This is a genomic window from Paramagnetospirillum kuznetsovii (assembly GCF_003284725.1).
Taxonomy (GTDB): Bacteria; Pseudomonadota; Alphaproteobacteria; order Rhodospirillales; family Magnetospirillaceae; genus Phaeospirillum; species Phaeospirillum kuznetsovii.
The window spans coordinates 205,380-228,730 of record NZ_PGTO01000001.1; the positions used below are offsets into that span (position 1 = coordinate 205,380).

The following is a 23,351-nucleotide window of genomic DNA, read 5'->3' on the forward strand; positions in this document are numbered from 1 at the left end:
GCTCTTTCGGTTGCCGTCGCAGCGAAGGATGGACAAGCCAAGCGCGCTTGGCAAGAGAGGCTTATCGCTCCGCCATGCGAGGGCTGCGACTCTTGGGCAGCAGCAGGGCCAGGCGACCGGGGCTTTTCATGCGGCCGGCCTGTTCGAACGCCGCCTCGCCCGCGCCCCAGAACACGTCGCCCCGAACCACGCCCTTGATGGCGGCGCCGGTATCCTGGGCCATCATCAGGCGGCGCAGCGGGCGGCCCTTGGGGTCGACGGTGTCCAACCAGACCGGCGCCCCCAGCGGGATGAAGCGCGGGTCCACCGCCAGCGAGCGCTCCGGCGTCAGCGCCACCCCCTCGGTGCCCAGCGGCCCTTCCCCCGTATTGACGGCATAGAAGATATAACGCGGATTCTTCGCCATCAGGGCACGGCCCTCGGCGGGATTGGCCTTCAGCCACGAACGGATGGCGGGCATGGAGGTGTCGCCGTCCAGCTTGCCCGCGTCCTTCAAGATCTTGCCGATGCCGAGAAATTTATGGCCGTTGCTGCCAGCGACGCCCAGCCGCAGCACCGAACCGTCCTCCAGGCGCAACCGGCCCGAGCCCTGGATCTGCATGATGGCCAGATCCACCGCGTCGTCGGTCCAGGCCACCACCGGCGTCTTGGCGTCGATGCCGCCCGATTCGATCTCGGCGCGGGCGGGATAGGGCAGCAGCTTTGATCCGTCCAGCCTGCCCACCAGTTGCTCGCTGCCCAGATCGGGGCGGAACTTGCCCAGATCGACGGTCACCAGATCGCCGGGCTTGCCGTGGATGGGGATGGTGAAGCGGCCCTGGCGCTGACGCGACGCCTTGATCTCCGGTTCGAAATAGCCGGTGAACATCCCGTCGGGCTTGCCGTCATTGGCCAGCCGCCAGGGGGTGAACCAGTCCTCGAACATGGCCCGCGCGGCGCCATGATTGCCTGCGGGAACCCTGGCAGCAGCCGAACACGGCGCATACCAATCGGCAGCGGTGCCGCCGATGCCGTCGAAGCCGATGGAACGATCCACCGGCAGCTTGGTGATGCGGTCGCAGGATTTCAGCATGGCCGGCAGCACGGCGGCGGCGGCATCCTCGCTCCAGCCGGGCAATTGCTGGAAGGTCAGGGGCGCCAGGGTCATGCGGTCAGGACCGGCGGGCGGTTCCGGCGGCTTTTCCACCGGGGCGCAGGCGCCCAGCATGGCCAGGGCGGCGACGAACGGCAGCAGCCTCCTCACCGCTCCTATTCCTCGGGCGTGCTGGTGGCCGCCAGCGCCCAATTGGGATCGCTTGCCTTGGTATCGCGGCGGAAGGTCCATTGATCCACCACATCGACCACCCGGTCGCGACTGCCCTCGATCACCTCGCCGTCATGACTGAGCAGGGCGTTGACCTGCTCGCTGACCATGCGGACCGTCACGGCGGCGAAGCTGCCCTCCATGCGGGCTTCCACCAGCTCCACCGAGCGGATGCCCACCAGTTCGGTGAACAGGGTCTCGCCATTGCGGGCCCGCGCATCGATGGCGTCGGCGAAATGCCGGTAGACCTCGGGCGCCAGCAGCGGCTGAAGGGTGCGCTTGTCGCCGACGGCATAGGCGCCGAGAATCATCTCGAAGGCGGCCCGCGCCCCGCCGAGGAACTGATCGAGATCGAAACCGCGATCCGCCGCCCGGATGGCCGCCAATCCCTGTCCCGCCGGAGAATCGTTCGGCGGTTCCGAGACCGATCGCTTGGCCGCGGCCAGATCCACGACATTATTGACGGCTTCGGGATCGCCGACCCACTGTTCCGGCGGCCGTTCGGCGCCGGTGCGGCGGCCGAGCACGCTGCGCAGGCGCAGCACCAGGAAGGCGGCGACCATGGCGAAAAAAACGATATCGAGAAAATGGAATCCGTCGTTCATGGGCTGGTTCCGAGGTAGGCTGGCCGAAGCCGCCGTGTCCTCAAGACATAAGGCGGCTTGGGAGAAAGAGCAAGCATGGCTTGGCTGATAATGACGGCGGTGATCGCCGTGCCAGTGGTGGAGATCATGGTCTGGATCAAGGCGGCCGAGCTGATGGGCTTCTGGTCCACCCTGGGGCTGTCCATCGCCGCCGTGATGGTGGGCACCGCCATCCTGCGCCGCCAGGGTCTGGCGGTGCTGCTGAATGCCCAGTCCCAGCTGGCGCAAGGCGAAATGCCGCTGGCCGCCGCCTTCGACGGCCTGTGTCTCGCCGCCGCCGGTTTTCTCTTCGCCCTACCCGGTTTCGTCAGCGACGCCGTGGCGGTCGCCCTGTTGTTGCCGCCGGTTCGCGGCGCCCTGCGCGGCTGGGTTGGTGCCCATATGGTGGTGATGCAACCACCGCCGTCGGGGCCGGTGACCATCGACGGCGATTTCACGGTGGTGGAGCCCGAGCCGTCCATTGATACCAAACGCTTGGAGCATTAAGCGATCCGTGCTAACCCCCTGCCATAATTTCCGACCCCATTGGGCGGTGCGAACTGCAAGGAAGCGACCATGACCGACACCCCGACCCAGCCCGCCGAACAGCTGCAATTGCAGGTCAACGGCCAGTATATCAAGGATCTCTCCTTCGAGATCCCCGCCGCGCCCCAGGTCTTCTTGGAGCAGCAGAGCGAAAATCCGGAAATTCCGATCCACGTGGACGTCAATGCCACCGGCCTCGCCCCCAATCTGTTCGAGGTGGTGCTGCACATGCGCATCGAGGCCAAGCTGCCCACCAAGCCGCTGTTCATCCTGGAGCTGGACTATGCCGGTCTGTTCACCGTGCAGGCGCCGGAAGAGCAGATGCATCCGGTGCTGATGATCGAATGCCCGCGGCTGCTGTTCCCCTTCGCCCGCAACATCATCGCCGACATGACCCGCGACGGCGGTTTCCCGCCGCTGATGGTGCAACCGCTGGACTTCGTGGCGCTGTATCGTTCGCGTCTGGAAGAGATGTCGGCGCAAGCACCGGCCGGCAACGCCTGATCCCAGCGGCCGGGACGGCCGCGCTCCATCTTTGGTCCCAGCGGGCAGGATGCCCGCGCTCCGTGTCTGGGAGCGCGGCCGTCCCGGCCGCTCTTTCTATTCCCTCAGCCAGACGGCGTTCTTGAGCTTGGCGACGAAGCCCGCATGGGCCGTCGCCTCCGCCTCGGTCGGCGCATGGGGACGCGGCGGACGCGCCACCCGCTCGATGCCCTTGGCATTGGCGGCGGGTCCGCCGGACTTGGCCAGTCCCAGCTCGAAACCGGGCTGGCGGCCGCCGATCAGCTGTAGATAGACCTCGGCCAGCAGTTCGGCGTCCAGCAGGGCGCCGTGATGGGTGCGGTGGGTGTTGTCGATCTCGAAGCGGCGGCACAGGGCGTCCAGATTGGCCTGGGCGCCGGGAAAGCGCTTGCGCGCCATGGCGACGGTGTCGATGGAGCGGCTCATGGGCAGGGTCTGGAAGCCGAGCCGCGCCAGTTCGGCATTGATGAAGCGCATGTCGAATTCGGCGTTGTGGATCACCAGCACCGAATCGCCGATGAATTCCAGGAAATCCGCCACCACCTCGGCGAAGACCGGCTTATCCGACAGGAATTGCTGCGACAGGCCGTGGACCTTGAAGGCCTCGTCGGGCATGTCGCGTTCGGGATTGAGATAGCGGTGGAACACCTCGCCGGTGGGCAGGTGGTTGAACAGCTCGACGCAACCGATTTCCACCATGCGATGCCCCGACAGGGGATCGAAGCCGGTGGTTTCCGTATCGAGCACGATCTCGCGCATTCGGGGGGATTCCGTCATTCATGGAATTTCAGCCACAGATGAGCACAGATGAGCACAGATGAGCACAGATGAAAATCTTATCTGTGTCCCGCGTAGCGGGGATCTGTGTTTATCTGTGGCCTTTTCCTCAGGCCATGTTTCGAATGATGGTCTTGAGTTTTCTCACCGCGAATGCACGGCCCAAGCCGGTCTGAACCACGAAATCCGCCCGCTTGCGCTTCTCGCGGTCGGGCATCTGCTTGGCGAGAATGGATTTGAGCCGTGCTTCGGTCATGCCGGGCCGGGCCAGCACCCGCTGAGCCTGGAGAAAAGCCGGGGCACTGACCACCGCCACCTTGTGGCAGCGCGTCTGGCCGCCGGTCTCGAACAGCAGCGGGATGTCGAGCACGACCAACGGGGCGTGACGCCTGCGCTGCCGCGCCAGAAAGTCCCGCTCGGCCCGGCGCACCAGGGGATGGACGATGGCTTCCAGCCGCCTCAAGGCCGCATCGTCGCCGAACACCTGGGCTCCCAGCGCCGACCGATCCACCGCGCCGCCCTTGACCACGCCGGGAAAGGCGGCATCCACCGCCGCCACCGCCGCGCCGCCCGGCGCGAACAGGGCGTGCACGGTGGCGTCGGCATCGTGCACCGGCAGGCCGAGGCGGCGCAGCATGGCCGCCGCCGTGGTCTTGCCCATGCCGATGGAGCCGGTCAGCCCGAGGATCTTCATGCCAGAACGAAGTCCCGCAGCTCCGGCGTCACTTCGGGGCGCACCCCGAACCAGGCCTCGAAACCGGGTGCCGCCTGCCACAGCAGCATGCCTAGCCCGTCCACCACAACATTGCCGCGCGCTAGCGCGGCCACCAAAATTTCAGTCCGCAGGGGGGCATAGACGATGTCGTTGACCACCGCCGTTTTCGGCAGGGCGGCAAGGCTCAACTGCAAGGGCGGTTGACCGCTCATGCCCAGGGTGGTGGTGTTGACCAGCAAGGCGGCGCCGTCCAGCGCCGCTTCGCGATCCTCCCACGCGATCACGCCGATGGGACCGCCCAAATCCGCCGCCAGGGCTTCGGCGCGGTCGCGGCTGCGGTTGATCAGGCGGATGTCCGGCACCCCTTCATCCACCAGCGCGGCCACCACGGCGCGCGCCGCGCCGCCCGCGCCGATCACCACCGCCGGACCACTCCGCGGTTTCCAGAGGGGGGCACCGCGCCGCAGATTCTCCATAAAGCCGAAAGCGTCGGTGTTGCGGCCCAGCAGGCTTCCGTCCGCTTGAACGACGATGGTGTTCACCGCGCCGATGCGGGCCGCCAGCGGCTCCACCGCGTGGACCAGGGCCAGGGCGGCTTCCTTGTGGGGGACGGTCAGGTTGCAGCCCCGGAACCCCAGGCGCGGCAGGGCAGCGAGCGCCGTTTCCAGATTCTCCGGCGCCACCGCCAGCGGCACATAGGCGCCGTCGATGCCGTACTGGTTCAGCCAGAATCCGTGCAAGCGCGGCGAGCGGGAATGGGACACCGGCCATCCCATGACGCCGGCCAGCTTGGCTTTTCCCGATATCATGGAATGAGCTCTCCGTTCTCACGCAGAAAGTCTAGCAATGGCAGCAGGGGCAGGCCGAGGATGGTGAAGAAGTCGCCGTCCACGCTGAGAAACAGCTGCGCCCCCAGTCCTTCCAATTGATACGCCCCCACCGCGCCCAGCACCGCGTCGCCCGCCGTTTCCAGATAGCCATCGAGAAAGGCGTCGGAGAAATTGCGCATGGTCAACAGGGCGGAATCGGTGTGGTACCACAACCGCCGTCCGTCCCGGACCGCCACCACGGCGCTGGTCAGCCGGTGGGTCCGGTGGCGCAGGCGGATGAGCTGGGCGCGGGCGGCGGCGGGATCGGCTGGTTTGTCGAACCACTCGCCCTCCTGATCCAGCATCTGGTCGGCACCGATGACCAGGGCGCCGCGATGGCGGGCCGAGACCCGCACCGCCTTCAGCTCGGCCAGGGTTTCGGCGGCCCGCGCCGGATTGTTGGTCTGCTGGCGAAGACCTTGCTTGACGGAGTCCTCATCCAATGCGGCCACCTCCACCGTCAGGGAGACTCCGGCCGCTTCCAGCATGACGCGGCGAGCGGCGCTGCCCGAGGCGAGCACGATCATGATTTCGTCTTTTCCGCTTCCTGCTTTTCCACATGCTTGGCGTGCAACTGGATGATGGCGGCCGAGGCTTCCTCGATGGAGCGCCGCGTCACGTCCACCACCGGCCAGCCCAGCCGGGTGAAGATGCGACGGGCGGCCTGGACCTCCTCCTTGACCTTCTCGAACTGGGCGTAGTCGGCCTCTTCCGCCTGATTGAGCAGGCGCAGCCGGGCGCGGCGGATATCGGACAGGCTCTTGGGATCCTTGGTCAGGCCCACCACCAGCGGCTTCTTGGCGCGCTCCAGCTCGGGCGGCAGCGGCACGCCGGGCACCAGGGGATAATTGGCGCATTTGAGGCCGCGATTGGCGAGATACATGGAAGTCGGCGTCTTGGAGCTGCGCGAGACCCCCACCAACACGACATCGGCGTTTTCCACCAGTTCGATCAGCTGGCCGTCGTCATGGGCCAGGGTGAACTGCATGGCGTCGATGCGGCGGAAATATTCGGCATCCATCTGGTATTGGCGGCCGGGCAGGGCCTTGACCTCCTCGCCGAGAAAGGCCGACAGCCCCGCCATGGCCGGGTCCAGCAACGAGATGCAGGGAATCTTGCGATGACGGCAGGCTTCCTCCAGCAAGACGCGGACGCCGCCATCCACCAGGGTGAACATCACCAGGCCGGGATTATCCTCGATGCCCGCGATGACCCGTTCCACCTGGCCTTGGGTGCGCACCAGCCACCAATTATGCTGGACGGGCTGGACACCCTCGAACTGGACGAGACAGGCGCGGGCCACCGAGGTGACGGTCTCGCCGGTGGCGTCGGACACGAGATGAAGGTGAAAGTTCTTCATGCCTGTGGATAAACCTCAAGTCCGGGGATAAGTGGGGGGTCGCGGAAATTCCGCCGAAACGCTCCCCGCTGGCCGCGTTTCGGCCCCCCGAGTCATCGGTCGTCGGAAAAGTGATGCTCCCTTGGCCGACAATACCGTGAATTCATGGTTTTCACATCCGATTTCCCGGACTTATTCCACCCCGAACGGGAAGTTTACCGCTTCCGAATCAAGGCCATGTCGCCATCATCCACAAGATTGCACCGCGGCAACGATATCTCGGGATAGGGCTGTGGACGAGGTGTGGAGCAAACCTAATCCCCATCTTTCACAGGCACCCACTTACCACAGCCACCTTTCATCTAAACCTTAAAGACTGTAAGAGTGACCAAACACCTGACCCCGAGGCGATCCCCCGTGTCTAGAGCTTCCAACACGTCCAAAGCTTCCAAGCCGTTCCTGCGCGCCCTGGCCGGCGAGACCCTGACGCCCCCGCCCTTCTGGCTGATGCGCCAGGCCGGACGCTATCTTCCCGAATACCGCGCCACCCGCGCCGAGGCGGGCAGCTTCCTCGACCTGTGCTACAATCCCGGTTTCGCCACCGAGGTCACCCTGCAGCCGCTGCGTCGCTACGGCTTCGATGCCGCCATTCTTTTCAGCGACATTCTGGTGGTTCCCGATGCCTTGGGTCAGCAGGTTGCCTTCAAGGAAGGCGAAGGACCGGTGTTGACGCCGATTCGCTCGGCAAGGGATCTGGATGGCCTTGACGCCTCGGGCCTTCACGACCATCTGGCGCCGGTCTACCAGACCGTGGCCAATCTCTCCAAGGCCATCCCAGAGACCACCGCCCTGATCGGCTTCGCCGGGGCGCCGTGGACGGTGGCCACCTATATGATCGAGGGCAGCGGCTCGAAGGATTTCGCCAAGGCCAAGGGCATGATGTTCGGCGAGCCGGAACTGTTCGCCCGGCTGATGGCGTTGTTGGTCCAGGCCACCGGCGATTATCTGATCCGTCAGATCGACAACGGCGCCGAGGTCATCCAGATTTTCGACACCTGGGCCGGGGCCCTGCCCGAGGATCAGTTCGAACGCTGGGTAATCGAGCCGACCCGGACCCTGGTGGAGCGCATCCGGGCCGAGCGTCCCGGCGTGCCGGTGATCGGTTTTCCCCGTCAGGCGGGATATCTCTACAAGCGCTATGTGACCGAGACCAAGGTCAGCGGCGTCTCGCTGGACCCGTCGGTGCCGCTGGATTGGGCGGCGGCGGAATTGCAGACCAAATGCACGGTGCAGGGCAACCTGGACCCGCTGCTGGTGGTGGCGGGCGGCGAGGCCATGGACGCCGGTATCGACCGGGTGCTGAAGACGCTGGGCAAGGGGCCGTTCATCTTCAATCTGGGCCATGGCATCGTGCCGCCGACCCCGCCGGAAAACGTGGCCCGGCTGGCAGAGCGGGTGAAAGGCTGGAAAGGTTGAGCAAAACCAAGACGGCGATCGTTCTGTTCAATCTGGGCGGACCCGATTGCCCCGAGGCGGTTGAGCCGTTCCTGTTCAACCTGTTCAACGACAAGGCCATCATCGGCGCGCCGGGTCCGATCCGCTGGTTGCTGGCCAAGTATATTTCCAAGAAGCGGGCACCCGTCGCCCGCGAGATCTATGCCCATCTGGGCGGCCGCTCACCATTGCTGCCTCAGACCGAGGCGCAGGCCAAGGCACTGGAACTGGCGCTGGGCGAGGGCTATCGCTGCTTCATCGCCATGCGCTATTGGCATCCGCTGACCGATGAGACGGTGACGGCGGTCAAGGCCTGGGCTCCGGACGAAATCATCCTGCTGCCGCTCTATCCCCAGTTTTCCGGCACCACCGTCGGTTCCTCCATGGGGGAATGGCATCGCGAGGCAAGGCGTCAGGGCTTGAACGTTCCGACCCGCGGTATCTGCTGCTATCCCGATCACCGGGACTTGATCGCGGGATTCGCCGATCTGGTGGGCAAGGGGTTCGCCGAGGCGTCCGTCACCGGCCGTCCGCGCGTGCTGTTTTCCGCCCATGGCCTGCCCAAGACGGTGATCGAGGCGGGCGATCCCTATCAGGCCCAGGTGGAAATCACCGCCAAGGCGGTGGTCGAGGGCTTGAACCTGCCGGGGCTGGATTGGGTGGTGTGCTACCAAAGCCGGGTCGGCCCCATGGAATGGATCGGTCCCAGTACCGAATCCGAATTGCAGCGGGCCGGCCGCGACAAGGTGCCGGTGGTGGTGGTTCCCATCGCCTTCGTCTCCGAGCATTCGGAGACCCTGGTGGAACTGGATATCGAATACCGTCATCGCGCCGTGGAATGGGGGGTGCCCGCCTATGTGCGGGTTGCCGCCCTGGGCTGTCATCCCCGTTTCATCGCTGCCCTGGCGGAATTGATCGTCCATCCCGTCGCGATCGGCGCCGGTTTCTGCAAGCGCGCGGGAAGAACCTGCCCGGGAGTCGGTCTGGCATGCTGAGCGGCGAAGCCTATCTGTGGGTCAAGGCGATACACGTCATCGCGGTAATCTCGTGGATGGCGGGATTGCTCTATCTGCCCCGGCTGTTCGTCTATCACTGCCAGGTGCATCCCAAGTCGGAGACCTCGGCGCTGTTCAAGGTGATGGAGCGGCGTCTGCTGAAGGCCATCATGACACCGGCCATGGTGCTGGCCTGGGTCTTGGGTCTGACCATGGCGGTGGACGGCGGCCTGTTCGCCCAGCATTGGTTTCACGCCAAGCTGCTGGCGGTGGTCGGCATGACCGGCGCCCATGTCTTCCTGACCCGCTGCAAGAATGATTTCGCCGAGGACCGCAATAGCCGCAGCGAGAAATTCTATCGTGTCATCAACGAGGTTCCGACCCTGCTGATGATCGCCATTGTGATTCTGGTGATCGTCAAGCCGGTGTTCGGGCATTGACACCGGGACGCGGTTTGGCTAATGCTGGGCTGAAATCTTCGGGCCGAGGCACGGCCTGCTCCCTCCCTTTCGCCCTCCCGCGTCGGATCATTCGCATCCGTTCCCTATCGGCAACCGGTCCGCTTGGTCGGACTCAATCTTTTTAAGCCGATTCTCCCGCGCCAGGGTTTTCAACGGAATTCCGCTCCATGCACCTTCAGGATTTGAAAAAGAAAACCCCGGCCGAGCTTCTGGCCTTCGCCGAGGAACTGGAGATCGAGAACGCCTCGACCCTCCGCAAGCAGGACATGATGTTCGCCATTCTCAAGCAACTGGCGGACAACGACACCCCCATCTACGGCGACGGCGTGCTGGAAATCCTGCAGGACGGCTTCGGCTTCCTGCGCAGCCCCGAGGCCAATTATCTGCCCGGTCCCGACGACATCTATGTCAGCCCCAGCCAGGTGCGCCGCTTCGGTCTGCGCACCGGCGACACGGTGGAAGGCCAGATTCGCAGCCCCAAGGATGGCGAGCGCTATTTCGCCCTGCTCAAGGTCAACAACATCAATTTCGAGGATCCGGAAAACGTCCGGCACCGCATCAATTTCGACAATCTGACGCCGCTTTATCCCGACGAGCGGCTGAAGCTGGAAATCGAGGATCCCACCCGCAAGGATCTCACCACCCGCGTGATCGATCTGGTGGCGCCCATCGGCAAGGGCCAGCGCGCCCTGATCGTGGCGCCGCCGCGCACCGGCAAGACGGTGATGCTGCAGAACATGGCGCACGCCATCTCCATCAATCATCCCGACGTCTACCTGATCGTGCTGCTGATCGACGAGCGCCCCGAGGAAGTGACCGACATGGCCCGCTCGGTGAAGGGCGAGGTCATCAGTTCCACCTTCGACGAACCGGCGTCCCGCCACGTCCAGGTCACCGAGATGGTGCTGGAAAAGGCCAAGCGGCTGGTGGAACACAAGCGCGACGTGGTCATCCTGCTGGATTCCATCACCCGCCTGGCGCGGGCCTACAACACCGTGGTGCCCAGCTCGGGCAAGGTGCTGACCGGCGGCGTCGACGCCAACGCGTTGCAGCGCCCCAAGCGCTTCTTCGGCGCGGCGCGCAATATCGAGGAAGGCGGCTCGCTGTCCATCATCGCCACCGCCCTGATCGATACCGGCTCGCGCATGGACGAGGTGATCTTCGAAGAGTTCAAGGGCACCGGCAATTCGGAAATCATCCTGGACCGCAAGCTGTCGGACAAGCGTACCTTCCCCGCCATCGACATCACCAAGTCGGGCACCCGCAAGGAAGAACTGCTGGTCGACAAGGGCATCCTGTCCAAGATGTGGGTGCTGCGCCGTATCCTGATGCCCATGGGCGTGGTGGACGCCATGGAATTCCTGGTGGACAAGCTGAAGCATTCGAAGAACAACGGCGATTTCTTCGAAGCGATGAATTCCTAGGGTATTGACTCGAGAACTTCCAAACTTTAGCCGTCATTCCCGCGAGAGCGGGAATCCATGCATCCACGAATTCCATATTATGGAAAATATTGGAAATCACCCGACCATGGACCCCCCGCTTTCGCGGGGGTGACGACCTAGTTTGTATCGACACGGCTGATTTCGGGCCAGAATGTCTGTCCGGCAGAAATATCAGCCACAGATGAACACAGATAAGCACGGATTCTCTTTCATCTGTGTCCCGCGCAGCGGGGATCTGTGTTCATCTGTGGCCCATTTCCCTGCGCTTCCGCTTCAATACCAAGGTCGCAGCGCAAGCTGTCCGACTATTCGCCCTTGAATACCGGCGGGCGCTTTTCCTTGAAGGCCTTGACGCCTTCCTCGTAGTCGGTGCTGTCATAGACCTTGCGGCGCATGCCCTGGACCCGCTCGAACATGCGGGGCGTGATGGAATGGGCCGAGGCCAGCACCCGCAATTCCTCCTTCATCACCGCGATGGCCAAGGGCGCCATCTTTTCGATGCCGCGCGCCATCTCCAGGCAGAAGTCGGTGATCTCGCTGGGTTCCACCAGATGATTGATCAATCCCACCAGCAGGGCGCGCTGGGCGTCCACCGGCCGGGCAGTGAAGGCCATTTCCTTGACGGTGTGCAGGTTGGCGGCATTCATGAAGGTCAAGAGACCGGTCACGTTATAGGGAATGCCCAGTTTGGCGGGCGTAATGGCGAAGGTGGAATCCGGGGTGGCGACGATGATGTCGCAGGCCAGCGCCATCTCGCAGGCGCCGCCCCAGACGCCACCCTCGATCAGGGCGATGATGGGGGCGGGGAATTCCTCGATGGCGCGGATGACCACCCGCAGCGGATCGCTCCAACCCAGCGGGTCGCGGTGGGATTTGGGCAATTCGGAAATGTCGTGGCCGGCCGACCAGATCCTGGCCCCCGGTTCGGCCCGAAGGATGACGCAGCGCGCCCGGCTATCCTCGGCCTTTTTCAAAGACTCCAGGATCTCGGTGATCATGGCGTCGGACAAGGCGTTGCGCTTGGACGGATTGGCCATGGTGATGGTGGCCAATTGCCCGTCTGTCTCGAATTTCGTGAGGGTCATGGGGTCAGAAATGTCCCGAGGTGCGCCGACGCTTGTGACGACGGTGATGTTCTTGCAGCAGATCGTCGCTGGGGCCGTCGTCGTCGTCGCGACGACGCGTCATCATGTGGAGCGCGGTGGCCAACAGCATGGGCGGGACCACCACGATGGCGAGGCGGCCGAACATGGCGTAGAAGGTGCTGTTGGTGCTTTTGATGACGATGTTTTCCTTGCACTCGTAGCGCTGCTTGTAGCTGCCCGAGCAATCCTTCAGGCGCTCTTGCACCGAGCCTGAGGAATGATTTTCGATGTCGGATTCGGACAGATTGCCGAATTGGTCCCAACCGGCCCAGGCCATCCAGATCAGGCTGACGCCGGTGACCATCCATTTGCCCAGTTTGGACCCGCTCACGACACTGTCTCCCGTGGAAAAACCATAGCTTTCCCACAGTCTAATACTTTTTGGTCTAGGGCAACAGCACCGTCGAACCGGTGGTCTTGCGGGCTTCCAGATCGCGATGGGCCTGAACCGCGTCCTTGAGGGGATAGGTCTGGTTGATCTCGACCCTGACGGCGCCCTTGGCCACCACCTGGAACAGTTCGGTGGCGCTGTTCACCAGATCGGCGCGCTTTGCGGTATAGGCCATCAGCGAGGGCCGGGTCAGGAACAGCGAGCCCTTGGCGGCCAGCAGGCCGGTGTCCAGCGGTTCCACCTTGCCCGAGCTTTGCCCGAACGAAACCATCATGCCCAAGGGCCGCAGGCAGTCGAGCGATTTGAGAAAGGTGTCCTTGCCCACGGAATCATAGACCACCGGCACGCCCTCGCCGTTGGTGATCTCGCGCAGTTTGGCGACGAAGTCCTCGCTCTTGTAAAGGATGGGGTGGTCGCAGCCGTGCTTGCGGGCCAGCTCCGCCTTGTCCTCGGAGCCCACGGTGCCGATCACGGTGGCGCCCAGATGCTTGGCCCACTGGCAGACCAGCAGCCCGACCCCGCCTGCGGCGGCATGGATCAGGATGGTGTCGCCGGGTTGGACCTTGTAGGTCCGGCGCAGCAGATACTGCGCGGTCATGCCTTGCAGCATCATGGCGGCGGCCTGGGTGTCGGACACGCCGTCGGGAATCTTCACCAGCCGGTCGGCGGGCATGACGCGGATTTGGGCATAGGCGCCCAGAGGCGGATTGGCATAGGCCACCCGGTCGCCCGGCTTGAACTCGGTGACGGCGGCGCCCACCGCTTCCACCACGCCTGCGCCTTCCAGGCCGGGGGTGAAGGGCAGGGGGGCGGGATACAACCCGCTGCGGTGATAGACGTCGATATAATTCAGGCCGATGGCGGTGTGGCGGATCACCACCTCGGCGGCGGCGGGAGCGGCGACGGCGATCTCTTCCCAGACCATGGCCTCGGGGCCGCCGGTCTGATGGATGCGGATGGCGTGGGTCTTCACTTGCGTGCTCCTTCGTGTCGCAGCAGGAATTGCTTGGTCTCGATGCCGTCGATGCCGGAATAGCCGCCGAGGCCGCCATTGGCCGCCAGCACCCGGTGGCAGGGGATGATCACCGGAATGGGATTGCGGCCGCAGGCGCCGCCCAGGGCGCGCGGCGCGGTGCCCAGCTTGGCGGCCAGCTCACCGTAGGACAGGGTTTTACCGAATGGAATTTCCGATAGGGCCTGCCACACCTTGCGCTGAAACGCGGTGCCCTGGGGGGCCAGCGGCAGGTCGAAGCTCTTTCGCTTGCCGTCGAAATATTCCTCCAGCTGGTCGCGGGCCCTGAGCAGCAGCGGCGAGTCCTCGTTCTCGGGCAGCCATCCCCAATCCACCGCGACGATGGCGCCGTCGGCCTCGAACAGGGCCAGCGGCCCGATGGGGGAATTGAAGGCGAGCTGCGGCATGGCGGACTCCTATTGCGCCGCCAGAGCTTGCCGCAACTGGTCGGGATCGGCAAGCGGCGCCGAACAGACCGAGGCGCGACAGACGATGGCCGCCGCCGCTGCGCCCGCTTCCCGGCGCAGCACATGGATCTGGCGCGGCGCCTGGGCGGCGATCCGCCACAGGGCTTCGCTGGCCGGATCGCCGACCGGGCCGGTAATGGTGACTTCCAGCGGATCGGCCAGTATCTCGAAGGCGTCCAGCATGACGGTCATATTGGGCAATTGATCGGGAATGGCGGCGGAGAAGGCGGCCAGCACCGCTTCGGCGCGGTCGCGCCATTTGGCCTCGCCACTGGCCAGCGCCATCAGGGCCAGGGTCTCGGCCATGGCGCCATTGCCCGATGGTACCGCTGAATCGAAGCAGGGCTTGGTCCGCAGGATGATGTCGGTGGTATCGAGGGCCGAGACGAAATAGCCGCCGCCCTCCTTGTCCCAATGATGGTCATGGGCGGCGTCCAGCCACCGGCCTGCCTGGGCGGTGAAGGCCGTGTCGCCGGTCGCCTGGAACAGGGTCAGGGCGGCACGGGCCATATGAGCGTAATCGTCCACCACGCCGGGATGGGCCGCCTTGTCCCGGCAGAGGGAATGGAACAGACGGAAGTCCGGCTTGCCCATGGCGGTGCGGACGACGTCATAGGCCCGCTTGGCCGCCGCCAGCCAGTCGGGCCGGTCGAAGGTCATGGCGGCTTCCGCCAAAGCGGCGATCATCATGCCGTTCCAGTCGGCCAGCACCTTGTCGTCGCGCCCCGGCCGCACCCTTGTGTCGCGCTCGGCCAGCAAATCGGCCTTGGCCGCGTCGAGCTCCGCGTCATCACCGCCGCCCTGGGGATGATTGCGATGCAAGATGGTGCGGCCTTCCCAATTGCCGTGGGCTTTCACATGGTAGAGGCGCCCGAAGCGCAGAGCGGTCTCGGCGTCCAGCAAGGCGGAAATCTGCTCGGCGGTCCAGGTGTAGAACAGACCTTCCTCGCCCTCGCTGTCGGCATCCAGGGCGGCGGCGAAGGCACCGCCCTCGGCCATCATCTCGCGCATCAGCCAGCCGACCGATTCGAACACCCGCGCCCGGTAGAGCGGGCTTCCGGTCCGCTTCCATACCTGGCACAGCAGGGAGATCAGTTGGGCGTTGTCGTAGAGCATCTTCTCGAAATGGGGCACCAGCCATTCGGCATCGGTGGAATAGCGCATGAAGCCGCCGCCCAGATGGTCATAGATGCCGCCCTGGCAGATATGATCCAGGGTCACCGTCACCGCCTGGCGCAAGCGGTCGTCGCCGGTGCGCAGATAGGCCCGCCACAGATAGCGGAACAGGCCGGGCTGGGGAAATTTCGGCGCCCCCAGGGTGCCGCCGTCATCAAGATCGATGCTGTTCAGGATATCGGCGGCGCCCTTGTTCAGCACCTCCATCTCCAGCGCCATGGCGCCGGGCGAGCGGGCCAGTTGATCCAGGGCGCGCCGCATCTGGGCGACGTTGTGGGTGATCTTGTCGGGATCGCGCCGGAAGGTTCCGGCGATGCCCTCCAAGACATCGGGAAAGGCGGCCCGGCCCCAGCGGGCGGTGGGGGGGAAATAGGTGCCGCCCCAGAACGGCTCGCCGTCGGGGGTGAGGAACATGGTCAGCGGCCAGCCGCCCTGCTGGCCCATCATGGCCAGCGCCATCTGATAGAGCGAATCCAGGTCGGGGCGTTCCTCGCGGTCCACCTTGATATTGACGAACAGATCGTTCATCAGGGCGGCGACGCCTTCGTCCTCGAAGCTCTCATGGGCCATCACGTGGCACCAGTGACAGGCGGAATATCCCACCGACAGCAGGATCGGCTTGCCCGAGGCCTTGGCCTCCGCCAGCGCCTCGGTCCCCCAGGCCCACCAGTGAACCGGATTATGGGCGTGTTGCAGCAGATAGGGGCTGGACTCCAGGGCCAGTCGGTTGTGGGACATGAAGGAGGGCTCCCGAGGACATTGCGCGGCTTGGTTACTAGGCTTAGTTTGGGTGTGGAGCCCTAAAGCGCAAGGCGAGGACATCATGAAGATTACCGTGGATGTGGATTGCACGCCCGAGGAACTGCGGACCTTCTTCGGCCTGCCCGACGTGCGGCCCATGCAGGACGCGCTGATGAAGCAGATCCAGGATCAGATGGCGACCAACTTGCACGCCATGGAGCCCGAGGCCATGTTCAAGGTGTGGCTGCCCGCCGGTATTCAGGGCATGGAGCAGCTGCAGAAGATGCTGTGGTCCCAGTTCACCACGGCCGCCACTCGGCCCAAGGAGTAGTAAGCGTGAGCCTGCCGCCCGATCCGCCGCTGCATTTTCGCCTGCATGTGTTCATCTGCACCAATCGCCGACCCGACGACAATCCGCGCGGGTCTTGCGCGGGCAGGGGATCGGAAGCCCTGCGCGAGCATCTGAAGGACGCCCAGAAGCGCCTCGGCCTCAAGGATGTGCGGATCAATTCCGCCGGTTGCCTGGACCGCTGCGGCCATGGCCCGGTGCTGGTGATCTATCCCGAGGGGGTGTGGTACAGCTTTGCCACCACCGCCGATCTCGACGAAATCCTCGACGCCCATCTGGTCAAGGGCGGCCGCGTCCCCCGGCTGATGGTGGACGATCCCGCCAAGCCCCAATGACCGAGACCATCTATGCCCTGGCCAGCGCCGCCGGCCGGGCCGGGGTGGCGGTCTATCGCCTGTCCGGTCCCATGGCCGGGCCGACGCTGTCGCGGCTGACCGGCAAGGCGCTGCCCAAGCCGCGCCAGGCGGTGCGGGTGCGCATCAATGACGTCGACGGCGATCATCTGGACGACGGCTTGGCCCTGTGGTTCCCGGCGCCCGCCAGCTATACCGGCGAGGACGTGGTGGAACTGCACCTCCATGGCGGACGGGCGGTGGCGCAGGGGCTGGCCGAGGCGATGGGGGGACTGGGCTTGCGTCCGGCCGAGCCGGGCGAGTTCTCGCGCCGCGCCTTCCTCAACGGCAAGATGGACCTGACCAAGGCCGAGGCCATCGCCGATCTGGTGGATGCCGAGACCAAGGCCCAGCGTCGTCAGGCCCTGCGGCAGATGGACGGCGAACTGGCGCGTCTCGCCGAGGGCTGGCGGGCCGCCCTGGTGGGCGCCCTGGCCCATCTGGAAGCGGTGATCGACTTTTCCGACGAGGAGATTCCCGACGGGCTTTTGGTCCAGGCGGGCGACGAGGTGGCGCGGCTGGCCGCCTCGCTGAATGCCCATCTGGCCGACGGCCAGCGGGGCGAGAGGCTGCGCGACGGTATCCACATCGCCATCATCGGCGCCCCCAATGCGGGGAAGTCCAGCCTGCTCAACCGGCTGGCGGGCAGGGATGCCGCCATCGTCTCGGCCCAGGCGGGCACCACGCGCGACATCATCGAGATTCATCTCGATCTTGACGGCTGGCCGGTGGTGGTGGCCGATACCGCCGGTCTGCGCGACGCCGCCTGCGAGATCGAGGCGGAAGGGGTGCGCCGCGCCCTGGCCCGCGCCGAGGCCGCCGACCTGCGGCTGGCGGTGTTCGGCGGCACGATTCTGGACGCCGCCACCTTGGACATGATAGACGACGCCACCCTGGTGGTGATCAACAAGACCGACACCATGACGGGGCCGCCGCCGGAACGGGTGAGGGATCGCCCGGCCTGGGCGGTATCGGCCAAGACCGGCGCCGGGCTGGACCAATTGCTGGCCGCCATCGGGACCGAGGTGGAAAACCGCTTCGCAATCGGCACCGCGCCGGTGCTGACGCGGGCGCGGCACCGGGCGGCGGTGGAGGATTGTCTGGCGGCGCTGCGCCGGTTCGACCCTGCGGGCGAGCCGGAACTGGCGGCGGAAGACCTCCGGCTGGGGGCCCGCGCCCTGGGACGCATCACCGGCCGGGTCGAGGTGGACGAGGTTTTGGACGTCATTTTCCACGAGTTCTGCATCGGGAAGTGAAAGTCCATAGTGGTCGATATCGGGTGGAGCGCAGCGACTAGCCCATTGAGGGCGCGCGCCCCATGGCGCGAAAGCCAAGCCTCACGGAGTGGGGCGCACGGCGACTGAGTGGCAATATATATGGTATGTTTCACGTGAAACAGACAAGCTGTTGTGATGTGGTGGTGATCGGGGCGGGGCATGCGGGCTGCGAGGCCGCTGCGGCCTCCGCGCGGGTCGGCGCCCGTACCCTGCTGATCACCCAGCGGCTGGATACCATCGGCGAGATGTCGTGCAACCCGGCCATCGGCGGGCTGGCCAAGGGTCAGCTGGTGCGCGAGATCGACGCGTTGGACGGGCTGATGGCCCGCGTCATCGACCAGGCCGGAATTCAGTTCCGCATCCTCAATCGCAGCAAGGGACCGGCGGTGCAAGGGCCACGCGCCCAGGCCGACCGTAAGCTCTATCGCCGCGCCATGCGCCAAGCTCTGGACGAGACGCCGGGGCTTGACCTGCTGGAAGCCTCGGTGGAAGGGCTTGAGGTGGTGGAAGGCCGGATTACCGGCGTGCTGCTGGACGACGGCCGCACCGTCGCCTGCGGCGCCGTGGTCATCACCACCGGCACCTTCCTGCGCGGGCTGATCCATCAGGGCGAGAAGACCTGGCCGGCAGGAAGGGTGGGCGATGCCCCCTCGGTGGGTCTCGCTCTTTCACTGGCCCGGCTGGGTCTGCCGCTGGGCCGGTTGAAGACGGGAACGCCAGCCCGGCTGGACGGCCGCACCATCCATTGGGCCGGACTCGCCATGCAGGCGGGCGACGATCCGCCGGTGCCGTTCTCCTATCTGACAGGGTCCATCACCACGCCGCAGATCCAGTGCGGCATCACCGCGACGACGCCGGAAACCCATGCCATCATCCGCGCCAATCTGGATCGGGCGCCCATGTATTCCGGCCAGATCCAGAGCACCGGTCCGCGCTATTGCCCAAGCATCGAGGACAAGGTGGTGCGCTTCGCCGAGCGCGAACGCCACCAGATCTTCCTGGAGCCCGAGGGCCTCGACGATCACACCGTCTATCCCAACGGCATCAGCACCTCGCTGCCCGAGGAGGTCCAGCGGGCGATGATCGCCACCATTCCCGGCCTGGAACGCTGCACCCTGATCCGGCCCGGCTATGCCATCGAATACGATTTCGTCGATCCCCGCGCCCTGCATCGCTCGCTGGAGACCCGGTCGGTGGCGGGGCTGTTCCTGGCCGGGCAGATCAACGGCACCACCGGCTACGAGGAAGCGGGGGCGCAAGGACTCGTCGCCGGGCTCAACGCGGCGCGGCTCTGCGCGGGCTCCGAGGCGGTGGTGTTCGACCGCGCCGACGGCTATGTGGGGGTGATGATCGACGATCTGGTGAGCCTTGGCACCAGCGAGCCCTATCGCATGTTCACCTCGCGGGCCGAGTACCGCTTGCTGCTGCGCTCCGACAATGCCGATCTGCGACTGACCCCCAAGGGGCTGGCTTCGGGTTGCGTCGGGTCGGTGAGGGCGGCAGCCTTCGCCGCCAAGTCCGAGGCGGTGGAGCGGGGCAGGGCGATGCTGGGTGCCTTGAAGGCTTCGCCCAATGTGCTGCGCGGCCAGGGCTTGGAGATCAACCAGGACGGGGTGGTGCGCACCGCCTGGGATCTGCTGTCCTATAACGGCGTCGATCTGGAACGGCTGTCCCGCCTGTGGCCCGAGCTCGCGGTCCTGACCGGGGCGGTGGCCGAGCAGTTGGCGATCGAGGGCAAATACGCCGCCTATCTGGCCCGCCAGGATTCCGACATCCAATCCTATCGCCGCGAGGAGGGCTTGGCCTTGCCCGACGATCTCGACTACGATTCCATCGGGTCGCTATCCAACGAGGTACGCCAGAAGTTCAAGGCCGCAAGGCCCGAGACCCTGGCGGCGGCGGCCCGTATTCCCGGCATCACTCCGGCGGCGGTGACCGCCTTGCTGGGTCATGTGAAGCGCAGGGGAGGGCTTGTGTGACTCCCGCCGAGTTCCAAACAAAATCTGGTGTTTCACGTGAAACACTCCGCCGACTCGGTCTTTACGCCGATCTACTGGTCAAGTGGCAGGCCAAGATCAATCTGGTGGGGCCGGACACGCTGCCCGATCTGTGGTCGCGCCATATCCTTGATTCCGCGCAACTGTTCCCCCTGATCCCCGCCACCGCCAAGCGGCTGGTGGACCTGGGGTCGGGGGCGGGATTCCCTGGTCTGGTTCTCGCCGTGATGGGGGCGCCCGACGTGCATCTGGTGGAAAGCGATTCCCGCAAATGCGCCTTCCTGCGCGAAGCCGCCCGCGTCACCGGGACGCCGGTCACCATCTTCAACAAGCGCATCGAGCAGGTGGCGGGCCTTGACGCCGACGTGGTGACGGCCCGCGCCCTGGCGCCCTTGGGTAAATTGCTGGATTGGGCGTTTCCCCACCTGGCGGCGGGCGGCCAATGTCTGTTCCTGAAGGGCAGGGGAGCGGAAGACGAATTGACCGCAACTGCGAAAGAATGGAATATCGGGCTCCGCCGAATTCCTTCCCTGACCGATCCGGCCGGTCTTGTCCTACAGCTTCATGAGGTCCGTCGTGGCTGAGACCAAGAGCGCGCGTGTCATCGCCGTCGCCAATCAGAAGGGCGGCGTGGGCAAGACCACCACCGCCATCAATCTGGCCACCGCCATGGCGGCGACCAAGAAGACCGTGCTGATCATCGATCTCGACCCCCAGGGCAATGCCAGCACCGGGCTGGGCGTCGACCGTTCCGCCCGCGAGGTCAATTCCTATCACGTCATGATCGGCGAGGCCGGTCTGGCCGAATCGGTGATCGCCACCACCATTCCCGGCCTGCATCTGGTGCCCTCGGGCGTCGATCTGTCGGGCGCCGAGATCGAGCTGGTGACCTTCGAGCGGCGCGAGCAGCGTCTGGCCGAGGCCCTGGCCGGTACCCTGGCCGCCTATGACTATGTGCTGATCGATTGCCCGCCGTCGCTCAACCTGCTGACGCTGAACGCCCTGGTGGCGGCCAATGCGGTGATGGTGCCGCTGCAATGCGAGTTCTTCGCCCTGGAAGGCGTCAGCCATCTGATCAAGACCATCGAGCGGGTCAAGCAGGCCTTCAATCCCGGCCTGGAACTGCAGGGCATCATCCTGACCATGTTCGACAAGCGCAACAATCTGTCCGATCAGGTCGCCGCCGATGTGCGCGACTTCTTCGGCGACAAGGTCTACAAGACGGTGATCCCGCGCAATGTGCGGGTCTCCGAGGCGCCGAGCCACGGCAAGCCGGTGCTGCTTTACGATATGAAATGCTCTGGGGCCGAGGCCTATATCAATCTGGCGTCGGAAGTGTTGAAGCGCGAGCGCGAGTTGAGGGCATAAATGGCTGAAGAAAAGAAAAAGGGCCTGGGTCGTGGCCTGTCCGCCCTGTTGGGCGATCACGCGGCCTCGGCCATCCAGGCGGTGACCAGCGCGGCCCAGGCGGGGCCGGAGGGCGCCGCCGCCATCAAGGGTCTGCGCACCATGCCGGTGGGCCAGTTGCAGCCGGGCAAGTTCCAGCCGCGCCGCAGCTTCGACGAGGACCGCATCAACGATCTGGTGGAATCGGTCCGCGAGAAGGGCATTCTTCAGCCGCTGTTGGTGCGTCCGCTGCCCGGCCAGCCCGGCAAGTTCGAGATCATCGCGGGCGAACGCCGCTGGCGCGCCGCCCAGGGCGCCAAGCTGCACGAAGTTCCGGTCATCGTCCGCGATCTGTCCGATCGCGAGGCGCTGGAAGTCGCCTTGGTGGAAAACCTGCAGCGACAGGATCTGTCGCCGCTGGAGGAAGCCGACGGCTATCGCCGCCTGATGGACGACTTCTCCCATACCCAGGAGGAACTGGCCAAGGCGGTGGGCAAGAGCCGCTCCCACGTGGCCAATATGATTCGTCTGCTGGCCCTGCCCGAACCGGTCAAGATCATGCTGGAAAAGGGCGAGCTGACCGCCGGTCACGCCCGCGCCCTGCTGACGGCGGCCGATCCGCTGCGGCTGTCCCGCGACGTGGTGGCCCGGGCGCTGAACGTGCGCCAGACCGAAAAGCTGGTCAACGACGAGGGCAAGGCCAAACCCAGCCTGGGCGGCCGTCCCGCCAAGCCGGGCAAGGATGCCGACATCGCCGCCCTGGAACGCGACCTGACCAATTCCTTGGGCTGCAAGGTCTCCATCCGCAGCCTGGGCAAGGGCGGCGAGCTGACCATCGCCTATGGTTCGCTGGAACAGCTCGACGACGTGCTGGCGCGGCTCAGCCGGGCGCCGGGCCGGGTCAACGACGATCTCGACGAGGTGTAGGGGCGGAGTCTTGCCTCTATGAAGAGGGGCCAACCCTTTGTACACTGGGGTCGGGACGGATCAGGGGGGCTTGAGACCATGGCGGAACAGGAAGGCAGCGGACCGCTCGACGAGCTGTTGGCCAATATACCCGAGGCGGTGGTCCAGACCTTCAGCCCGGAACAGCGCGCCGCCCTGTGGAACGCCGCCAAGCCGGTCAGTTGGCGCAAGCATCCCATCAATATCCGCATCACCTTTCCCTTCGTCGGCAACCGCTACTTCGTCACCGTGGTGGGCGGCCAGGAGCGGCGCGATATCGGTCGCATCCATCGCGACCGCCACATGCATCCCCTGCGCACCGCGGGCAATATCTTGTTCATGCTCGGCCTCGGCGGCGCCTTCTATCTGGCCGCCGTGATCGGCATGTTCACCTTTTCCAACCTCATAGAATTTTAGGCAAACATGACAGATTGTCCCTGCGGCTCCGGACAGAGCTATTCCGCCTGTTGCGAACCCTTCATCACCGGCGGCGCCGTGGCGCCCACGCCGGAAGCCCTGATGCGCTCGCGCTACACGGCCTTCACCGTGGTGAATATCGATTATCTCCACGACACCCTGGCCCCCGAGGCGCGCCACGATTTCAACAAGGCCGACGCCGAGAAATGGGCGCGCAATTCCCAGTGGCTGGGGCTCGACATCCACGGCACCGATGGCGGCGGTCCCGACGACAGCCGGGGCACGGTGGATTTCACCGCCCGCTTCAAGCTGGACGGCAAATCCGAGGCCCATCGCGAAGTCTCGCTGTTCCGCAAGGAAGAGGGCCGCTGGTACTATGTGGACGGCCAGATCGGCGGACCCAAGCCGGAACAGCGCCGCGTCGCCGTCAAGGCCGGCCGCAACGACCCCTGTCCCTGCGGATCGGGCAAGAAATACAAGAAGTGCTGTGGGGCCTGATATTTTGGCCCGGCATACCAATATCTTTCGGAGTTGAGCGACTGAACTGATCACGCGCGGATAACCGTC

The 23,351-nt window shown here is 65.3% G+C and carries 27 protein-coding genes; 15 read left to right on the forward strand and 12 right to left on the reverse strand.

Going from position 1 to position 23,351, the window contains the following annotated elements; translation table 11 throughout:
• Positions 1 to 61 precede the first annotated feature (61 nt).
• Positions 62 to 1,243 (reverse strand): murein transglycosylase A, encoded by a 1,182-nt coding sequence (gene mltA, locus CU669_RS00940; RefSeq protein WP_239988462.1) that lies wholly within the window; start codon positions 1,241 to 1,243, stop codon positions 62 to 64.
• Positions 1,244 to 1,248: 5 nt separating this feature from the next.
• A complete protein-coding gene (locus tag CU669_RS00945) occupies positions 1,249 to 1,908 on the reverse strand; it encodes a Tim44/TimA family putative adaptor protein (protein WP_112141935.1) in 660 nt (219 codons plus the stop codon).
• 75 nt (positions 1,909 to 1,983) lie between these two features.
• Between CU669_RS00945 and CU669_RS00950 the strand changes: the two genes are divergently transcribed.
• Positions 1,984 to 2,433, forward strand: coding sequence for an FxsA family protein (locus CU669_RS00950; protein WP_112141936.1), 450 nt, complete (start codon positions 1,984 to 1,986; stop codon positions 2,431 to 2,433).
• A 69-nt stretch (positions 2,434 to 2,502) separates the two neighbouring features.
• Complete coding sequence (secB, locus tag CU669_RS00955; RefSeq protein WP_112142224.1) at positions 2,503 to 2,976, forward strand: protein-export chaperone SecB; 474 nt, start codon at positions 2,503 to 2,505, stop codon at positions 2,974 to 2,976.
• A 96-nt stretch (positions 2,977 to 3,072) separates the two neighbouring features.
• Here the strand turns inward: secB and dnaQ are convergent, their stop codons facing one another.
• From dnaQ to CU669_RS00980, 5 genes are all read right to left on the reverse strand, one after another.
• Positions 3,073 to 3,753 carry a DNA polymerase III subunit epsilon gene (gene dnaQ, locus CU669_RS00960; protein WP_112141937.1) on the reverse strand — a complete coding sequence of 227 codons (681 nt, stop codon included), beginning with the start codon at positions 3,751 to 3,753 and terminating at the stop codon, positions 3,073 to 3,075.
• Positions 3,754 to 3,880: 127 nt separating this feature from the next.
• Positions 3,881 to 4,465: a dephospho-CoA kinase gene (gene coaE / locus CU669_RS00965; RefSeq protein ID WP_112141938.1), complete on the reverse strand. Its 585-nt coding sequence runs from the start codon at positions 4,463 to 4,465 to the stop codon at positions 3,881 to 3,883.
• On the reverse strand, positions 4,462 to 5,295 hold the full coding sequence (locus CU669_RS00970; RefSeq protein ID WP_112141939.1) for a shikimate dehydrogenase: 834 nt from the start codon (positions 5,293 to 5,295) through the stop codon (positions 4,462 to 4,464). Before CU669_RS00970 ends, coaE begins: the two co-directional genes overlap by 4 nt.
• A complete protein-coding gene (locus CU669_RS00975) occupies positions 5,292 to 5,882 on the reverse strand; it encodes a Maf family protein (protein ID WP_112141940.1) in 591 nt (196 codons plus the stop codon). Before CU669_RS00975 ends, CU669_RS00970 begins: the two co-directional genes overlap by 4 nt.
• Complete coding sequence (locus CU669_RS00980) at positions 5,879 to 6,715, reverse strand: pyruvate, water dikinase regulatory protein (RefSeq protein WP_112141941.1); 837 nt, start codon at positions 6,713 to 6,715, stop codon at positions 5,879 to 5,881. Before CU669_RS00980 ends, CU669_RS00975 begins: the two co-directional genes overlap by 4 nt.
• A gap of 396 nt (positions 6,716 to 7,111) precedes the next feature.
• Here CU669_RS00980 and hemE point away from each other — a divergent pair, with 396 nt between their 5' ends.
• The 4 genes from hemE (at position 7,112) to rho (ending at position 11,068) form a co-directional block, all read left to right on the forward strand.
• Complete coding sequence (gene hemE, locus CU669_RS00985) at positions 7,112 to 8,170, forward strand: uroporphyrinogen decarboxylase (protein WP_112141942.1); 1,059 nt, start codon at positions 7,112 to 7,114, stop codon at positions 8,168 to 8,170.
• Positions 8,158 to 9,183: a ferrochelatase gene (gene hemH / locus CU669_RS00990; RefSeq protein ID WP_112142225.1), complete on the forward strand. Its 1,026-nt coding sequence runs from the start codon at positions 8,158 to 8,160 to the stop codon at positions 9,181 to 9,183. The genes hemE and hemH overlap by 13 nt, the downstream gene beginning before the upstream one ends.
• Entirely contained in the window at positions 9,177 to 9,623 is a 447-nt protein-coding gene (gene hemJ / locus CU669_RS00995; protein ID WP_112141943.1) for a protoporphyrinogen oxidase HemJ, read from the forward strand. The genes hemH and hemJ overlap by 7 nt, the downstream gene beginning before the upstream one ends.
• A 188-nt stretch (positions 9,624 to 9,811) precedes the next feature.
• Positions 9,812 to 11,068: a transcription termination factor Rho gene (rho, locus tag CU669_RS01000; RefSeq protein ID WP_112141944.1), complete on the forward strand. Its 1,257-nt coding sequence runs from the start codon at positions 9,812 to 9,814 to the stop codon at positions 11,066 to 11,068.
• Between the two features lie 326 nt (positions 11,069 to 11,394).
• On the opposite strand, the gene scpB is transcribed toward rho, so the two are convergent.
• From scpB to CU669_RS01025, 5 genes are read right to left on the reverse strand one after another with little or no spacing between them, the layout of a single operon-like run.
• Positions 11,395 to 12,174: a methylmalonyl-CoA decarboxylase gene (gene scpB, locus CU669_RS01005; RefSeq protein ID WP_112141945.1), complete on the reverse strand. Its 780-nt coding sequence runs from the start codon at positions 12,172 to 12,174 to the stop codon at positions 11,395 to 11,397.
• Positions 12,175 to 12,178: 4 nt separating this feature from the next.
• On the reverse strand, positions 12,179 to 12,565 hold the full coding sequence (locus CU669_RS01010; RefSeq protein ID WP_239988464.1) for a hypothetical protein: 387 nt from the start codon (positions 12,563 to 12,565) through the stop codon (positions 12,179 to 12,181).
• A 55-nt stretch (positions 12,566 to 12,620) separates the two neighbouring features.
• A complete protein-coding gene (locus tag CU669_RS01015) occupies positions 12,621 to 13,598 on the reverse strand; it encodes a quinone oxidoreductase family protein (RefSeq protein ID WP_112141946.1) in 978 nt (325 codons plus the stop codon).
• Positions 13,595 to 14,044, reverse strand: coding sequence for a methylated-DNA--[protein]-cysteine S-methyltransferase (locus tag CU669_RS01020; protein WP_112141947.1), 450 nt, complete (start codon positions 14,042 to 14,044; stop codon positions 13,595 to 13,597). The genes CU669_RS01015 and CU669_RS01020 overlap by 4 nt, the downstream gene beginning before the upstream one ends.
• A 9-nt stretch (positions 14,045 to 14,053) precedes the next feature.
• Positions 14,054 to 16,018, reverse strand: a complete 1,965-nt coding sequence (locus tag CU669_RS01025; protein WP_112141948.1) for a thioredoxin domain-containing protein — start codon at positions 16,016 to 16,018, stop codon at positions 14,054 to 14,056.
• Positions 16,019 to 16,103: 85 nt separating this feature from the next.
• On the opposite strand from CU669_RS01025, the gene CU669_RS01030 reads away from it, so the two are divergent.
• The 9 genes from CU669_RS01030 (at position 16,104) to CU669_RS01070 (ending at position 23,282) form a co-directional block, all read left to right on the forward strand.
• On the forward strand, positions 16,104 to 16,352 hold the full coding sequence (locus tag CU669_RS01030; RefSeq protein ID WP_112141949.1) for a DUF6489 family protein: 249 nt from the start codon (positions 16,104 to 16,106) through the stop codon (positions 16,350 to 16,352).
• Positions 16,353 to 16,357: 5 nt separating this feature from the next.
• Positions 16,358 to 16,705: a (2Fe-2S) ferredoxin domain-containing protein gene (locus tag CU669_RS01035; RefSeq protein ID WP_112141950.1), complete on the forward strand. Its 348-nt coding sequence runs from the start codon at positions 16,358 to 16,360 to the stop codon at positions 16,703 to 16,705.
• Positions 16,702 to 18,018: a tRNA uridine-5-carboxymethylaminomethyl(34) synthesis GTPase MnmE gene (gene mnmE, locus CU669_RS01040; protein WP_112141951.1), complete on the forward strand. Its 1,317-nt coding sequence runs from the start codon at positions 16,702 to 16,704 to the stop codon at positions 18,016 to 18,018. Before CU669_RS01035 ends, mnmE begins: the two co-directional genes overlap by 4 nt.
• A 125-nt stretch (positions 18,019 to 18,143) precedes the next feature.
• Positions 18,144 to 20,018 (forward strand): tRNA uridine-5-carboxymethylaminomethyl(34) synthesis enzyme MnmG, encoded by a 1,875-nt coding sequence (gene mnmG / locus CU669_RS01045; RefSeq protein WP_112141952.1) that lies wholly within the window; start codon positions 18,144 to 18,146, stop codon positions 20,016 to 20,018.
• Positions 20,015 to 20,620, forward strand: a complete 606-nt coding sequence (rsmG, locus tag CU669_RS01050; protein ID WP_112141953.1) for a 16S rRNA (guanine(527)-N(7))-methyltransferase RsmG — start codon at positions 20,015 to 20,017, stop codon at positions 20,618 to 20,620. Before mnmG ends, rsmG begins: the two co-directional genes overlap by 4 nt.
• Positions 20,601 to 21,404 (forward strand): ParA family protein, encoded by an 804-nt coding sequence (locus CU669_RS01055; protein WP_112141954.1) that lies wholly within the window; start codon positions 20,601 to 20,603, stop codon positions 21,402 to 21,404. The genes rsmG and CU669_RS01055 overlap by 20 nt, the downstream gene beginning before the upstream one ends.
• The gene (locus tag CU669_RS01060; protein WP_112141955.1) at positions 21,405 to 22,349 is read left to right on the forward strand and encodes a ParB/RepB/Spo0J family partition protein; all 945 of its coding nucleotides are present in this window, start codon (positions 21,405 to 21,407) and stop codon (positions 22,347 to 22,349) included.
• 78 nt (positions 22,350 to 22,427) lie between these two features.
• Entirely contained in the window at positions 22,428 to 22,784 is a 357-nt protein-coding gene (locus CU669_RS01065; RefSeq protein ID WP_112141956.1) for a hypothetical protein, read from the forward strand.
• Between the two features lie 6 nt (positions 22,785 to 22,790).
• Positions 22,791 to 23,282 (forward strand): YchJ family protein, encoded by a 492-nt coding sequence (locus CU669_RS01070; RefSeq protein WP_112141957.1) that lies wholly within the window; start codon positions 22,791 to 22,793, stop codon positions 23,280 to 23,282.
• Positions 23,283 to 23,351 lie beyond the last annotated feature (69 nt).

What these genes read in the sequence shown, in the direction of transcription:
- mnmE (WP_112141951.1), top strand. Translation starts at nt 16,702, where the DNA reads ATGACCGAGACCATCTATGCCCTGGCCAGCGCCGCCGGCCGGGCCGGG.
- CU669_RS01055 (WP_112141954.1), top strand. Translation starts at nt 20,601, where the DNA reads ATGAGGTCCGTCGTGGCTGAGACCAAGAGCGCGCGTGTCATCGCCGTC.
- CU669_RS00975 (WP_112141940.1), bottom strand. Translation starts at nt 5,882, where the DNA reads ATGATCGTGCTCGCCTCGGGCAGCGCCGCTCGCCGCGTCATGCTGGAA.
- CU669_RS01060 (WP_112141955.1), top strand. Translation starts at nt 21,405, where the DNA reads ATGGCTGAAGAAAAGAAAAAGGGCCTGGGTCGTGGCCTGTCCGCCCTG.
- mnmG (WP_112141952.1), top strand. Translation starts at nt 18,144, where the DNA reads ATGTTTCACGTGAAACAGACAAGCTGTTGTGATGTGGTGGTGATCGGG.
- CU669_RS00970 (WP_112141939.1), bottom strand. Translation starts at nt 5,295, where the DNA reads ATGATATCGGGAAAAGCCAAGCTGGCCGGCGTCATGGGATGGCCGGTG.
- CU669_RS01020 (WP_112141947.1), bottom strand. Translation starts at nt 14,044, where the DNA reads ATGCCGCAGCTCGCCTTCAATTCCCCCATCGGGCCGCTGGCCCTGTTC.
- CU669_RS00980 (WP_112141941.1), bottom strand. Translation starts at nt 6,715, where the DNA reads ATGAAGAACTTTCACCTTCATCTCGTGTCCGACGCCACCGGCGAGACC.
- CU669_RS01070 (WP_112141957.1), top strand. Translation starts at nt 22,791, where the DNA reads ATGACAGATTGTCCCTGCGGCTCCGGACAGAGCTATTCCGCCTGTTGC.
- CU669_RS00945 (WP_112141935.1), bottom strand. Translation starts at nt 1,908, where the DNA reads ATGAACGACGGATTCCATTTTCTCGATATCGTTTTTTTCGCCATGGTC.
- coaE (WP_112141938.1), bottom strand. Translation starts at nt 4,465, where the DNA reads ATGAAGATCCTCGGGCTGACCGGCTCCATCGGCATGGGCAAGACCACG.
- scpB (WP_112141945.1), bottom strand. Translation starts at nt 12,174, where the DNA reads ATGACCCTCACGAAATTCGAGACAGACGGGCAATTGGCCACCATCACC.
- CU669_RS01065 (WP_112141956.1), top strand. Translation starts at nt 22,428, where the DNA reads ATGGCGGAACAGGAAGGCAGCGGACCGCTCGACGAGCTGTTGGCCAAT.
- dnaQ (WP_112141937.1), bottom strand. Translation starts at nt 3,753, where the DNA reads ATGCGCGAGATCGTGCTCGATACGGAAACCACCGGCTTCGATCCCCTG.
- hemJ (WP_112141943.1), top strand. Translation starts at nt 9,177, where the DNA reads ATGCTGAGCGGCGAAGCCTATCTGTGGGTCAAGGCGATACACGTCATC.
- rho (WP_112141944.1), top strand. Translation starts at nt 9,812, where the DNA reads ATGCACCTTCAGGATTTGAAAAAGAAAACCCCGGCCGAGCTTCTGGCC.
- CU669_RS00950 (WP_112141936.1), top strand. Translation starts at nt 1,984, where the DNA reads ATGGCTTGGCTGATAATGACGGCGGTGATCGCCGTGCCAGTGGTGGAG.
- CU669_RS01025 (WP_112141948.1), bottom strand. Translation starts at nt 16,018, where the DNA reads ATGTCCCACAACCGACTGGCCCTGGAGTCCAGCCCCTATCTGCTGCAA.
- CU669_RS01030 (WP_112141949.1), top strand. Translation starts at nt 16,104, where the DNA reads ATGAAGATTACCGTGGATGTGGATTGCACGCCCGAGGAACTGCGGACC.
- secB (WP_112142224.1), top strand. Translation starts at nt 2,503, where the DNA reads ATGACCGACACCCCGACCCAGCCCGCCGAACAGCTGCAATTGCAGGTC.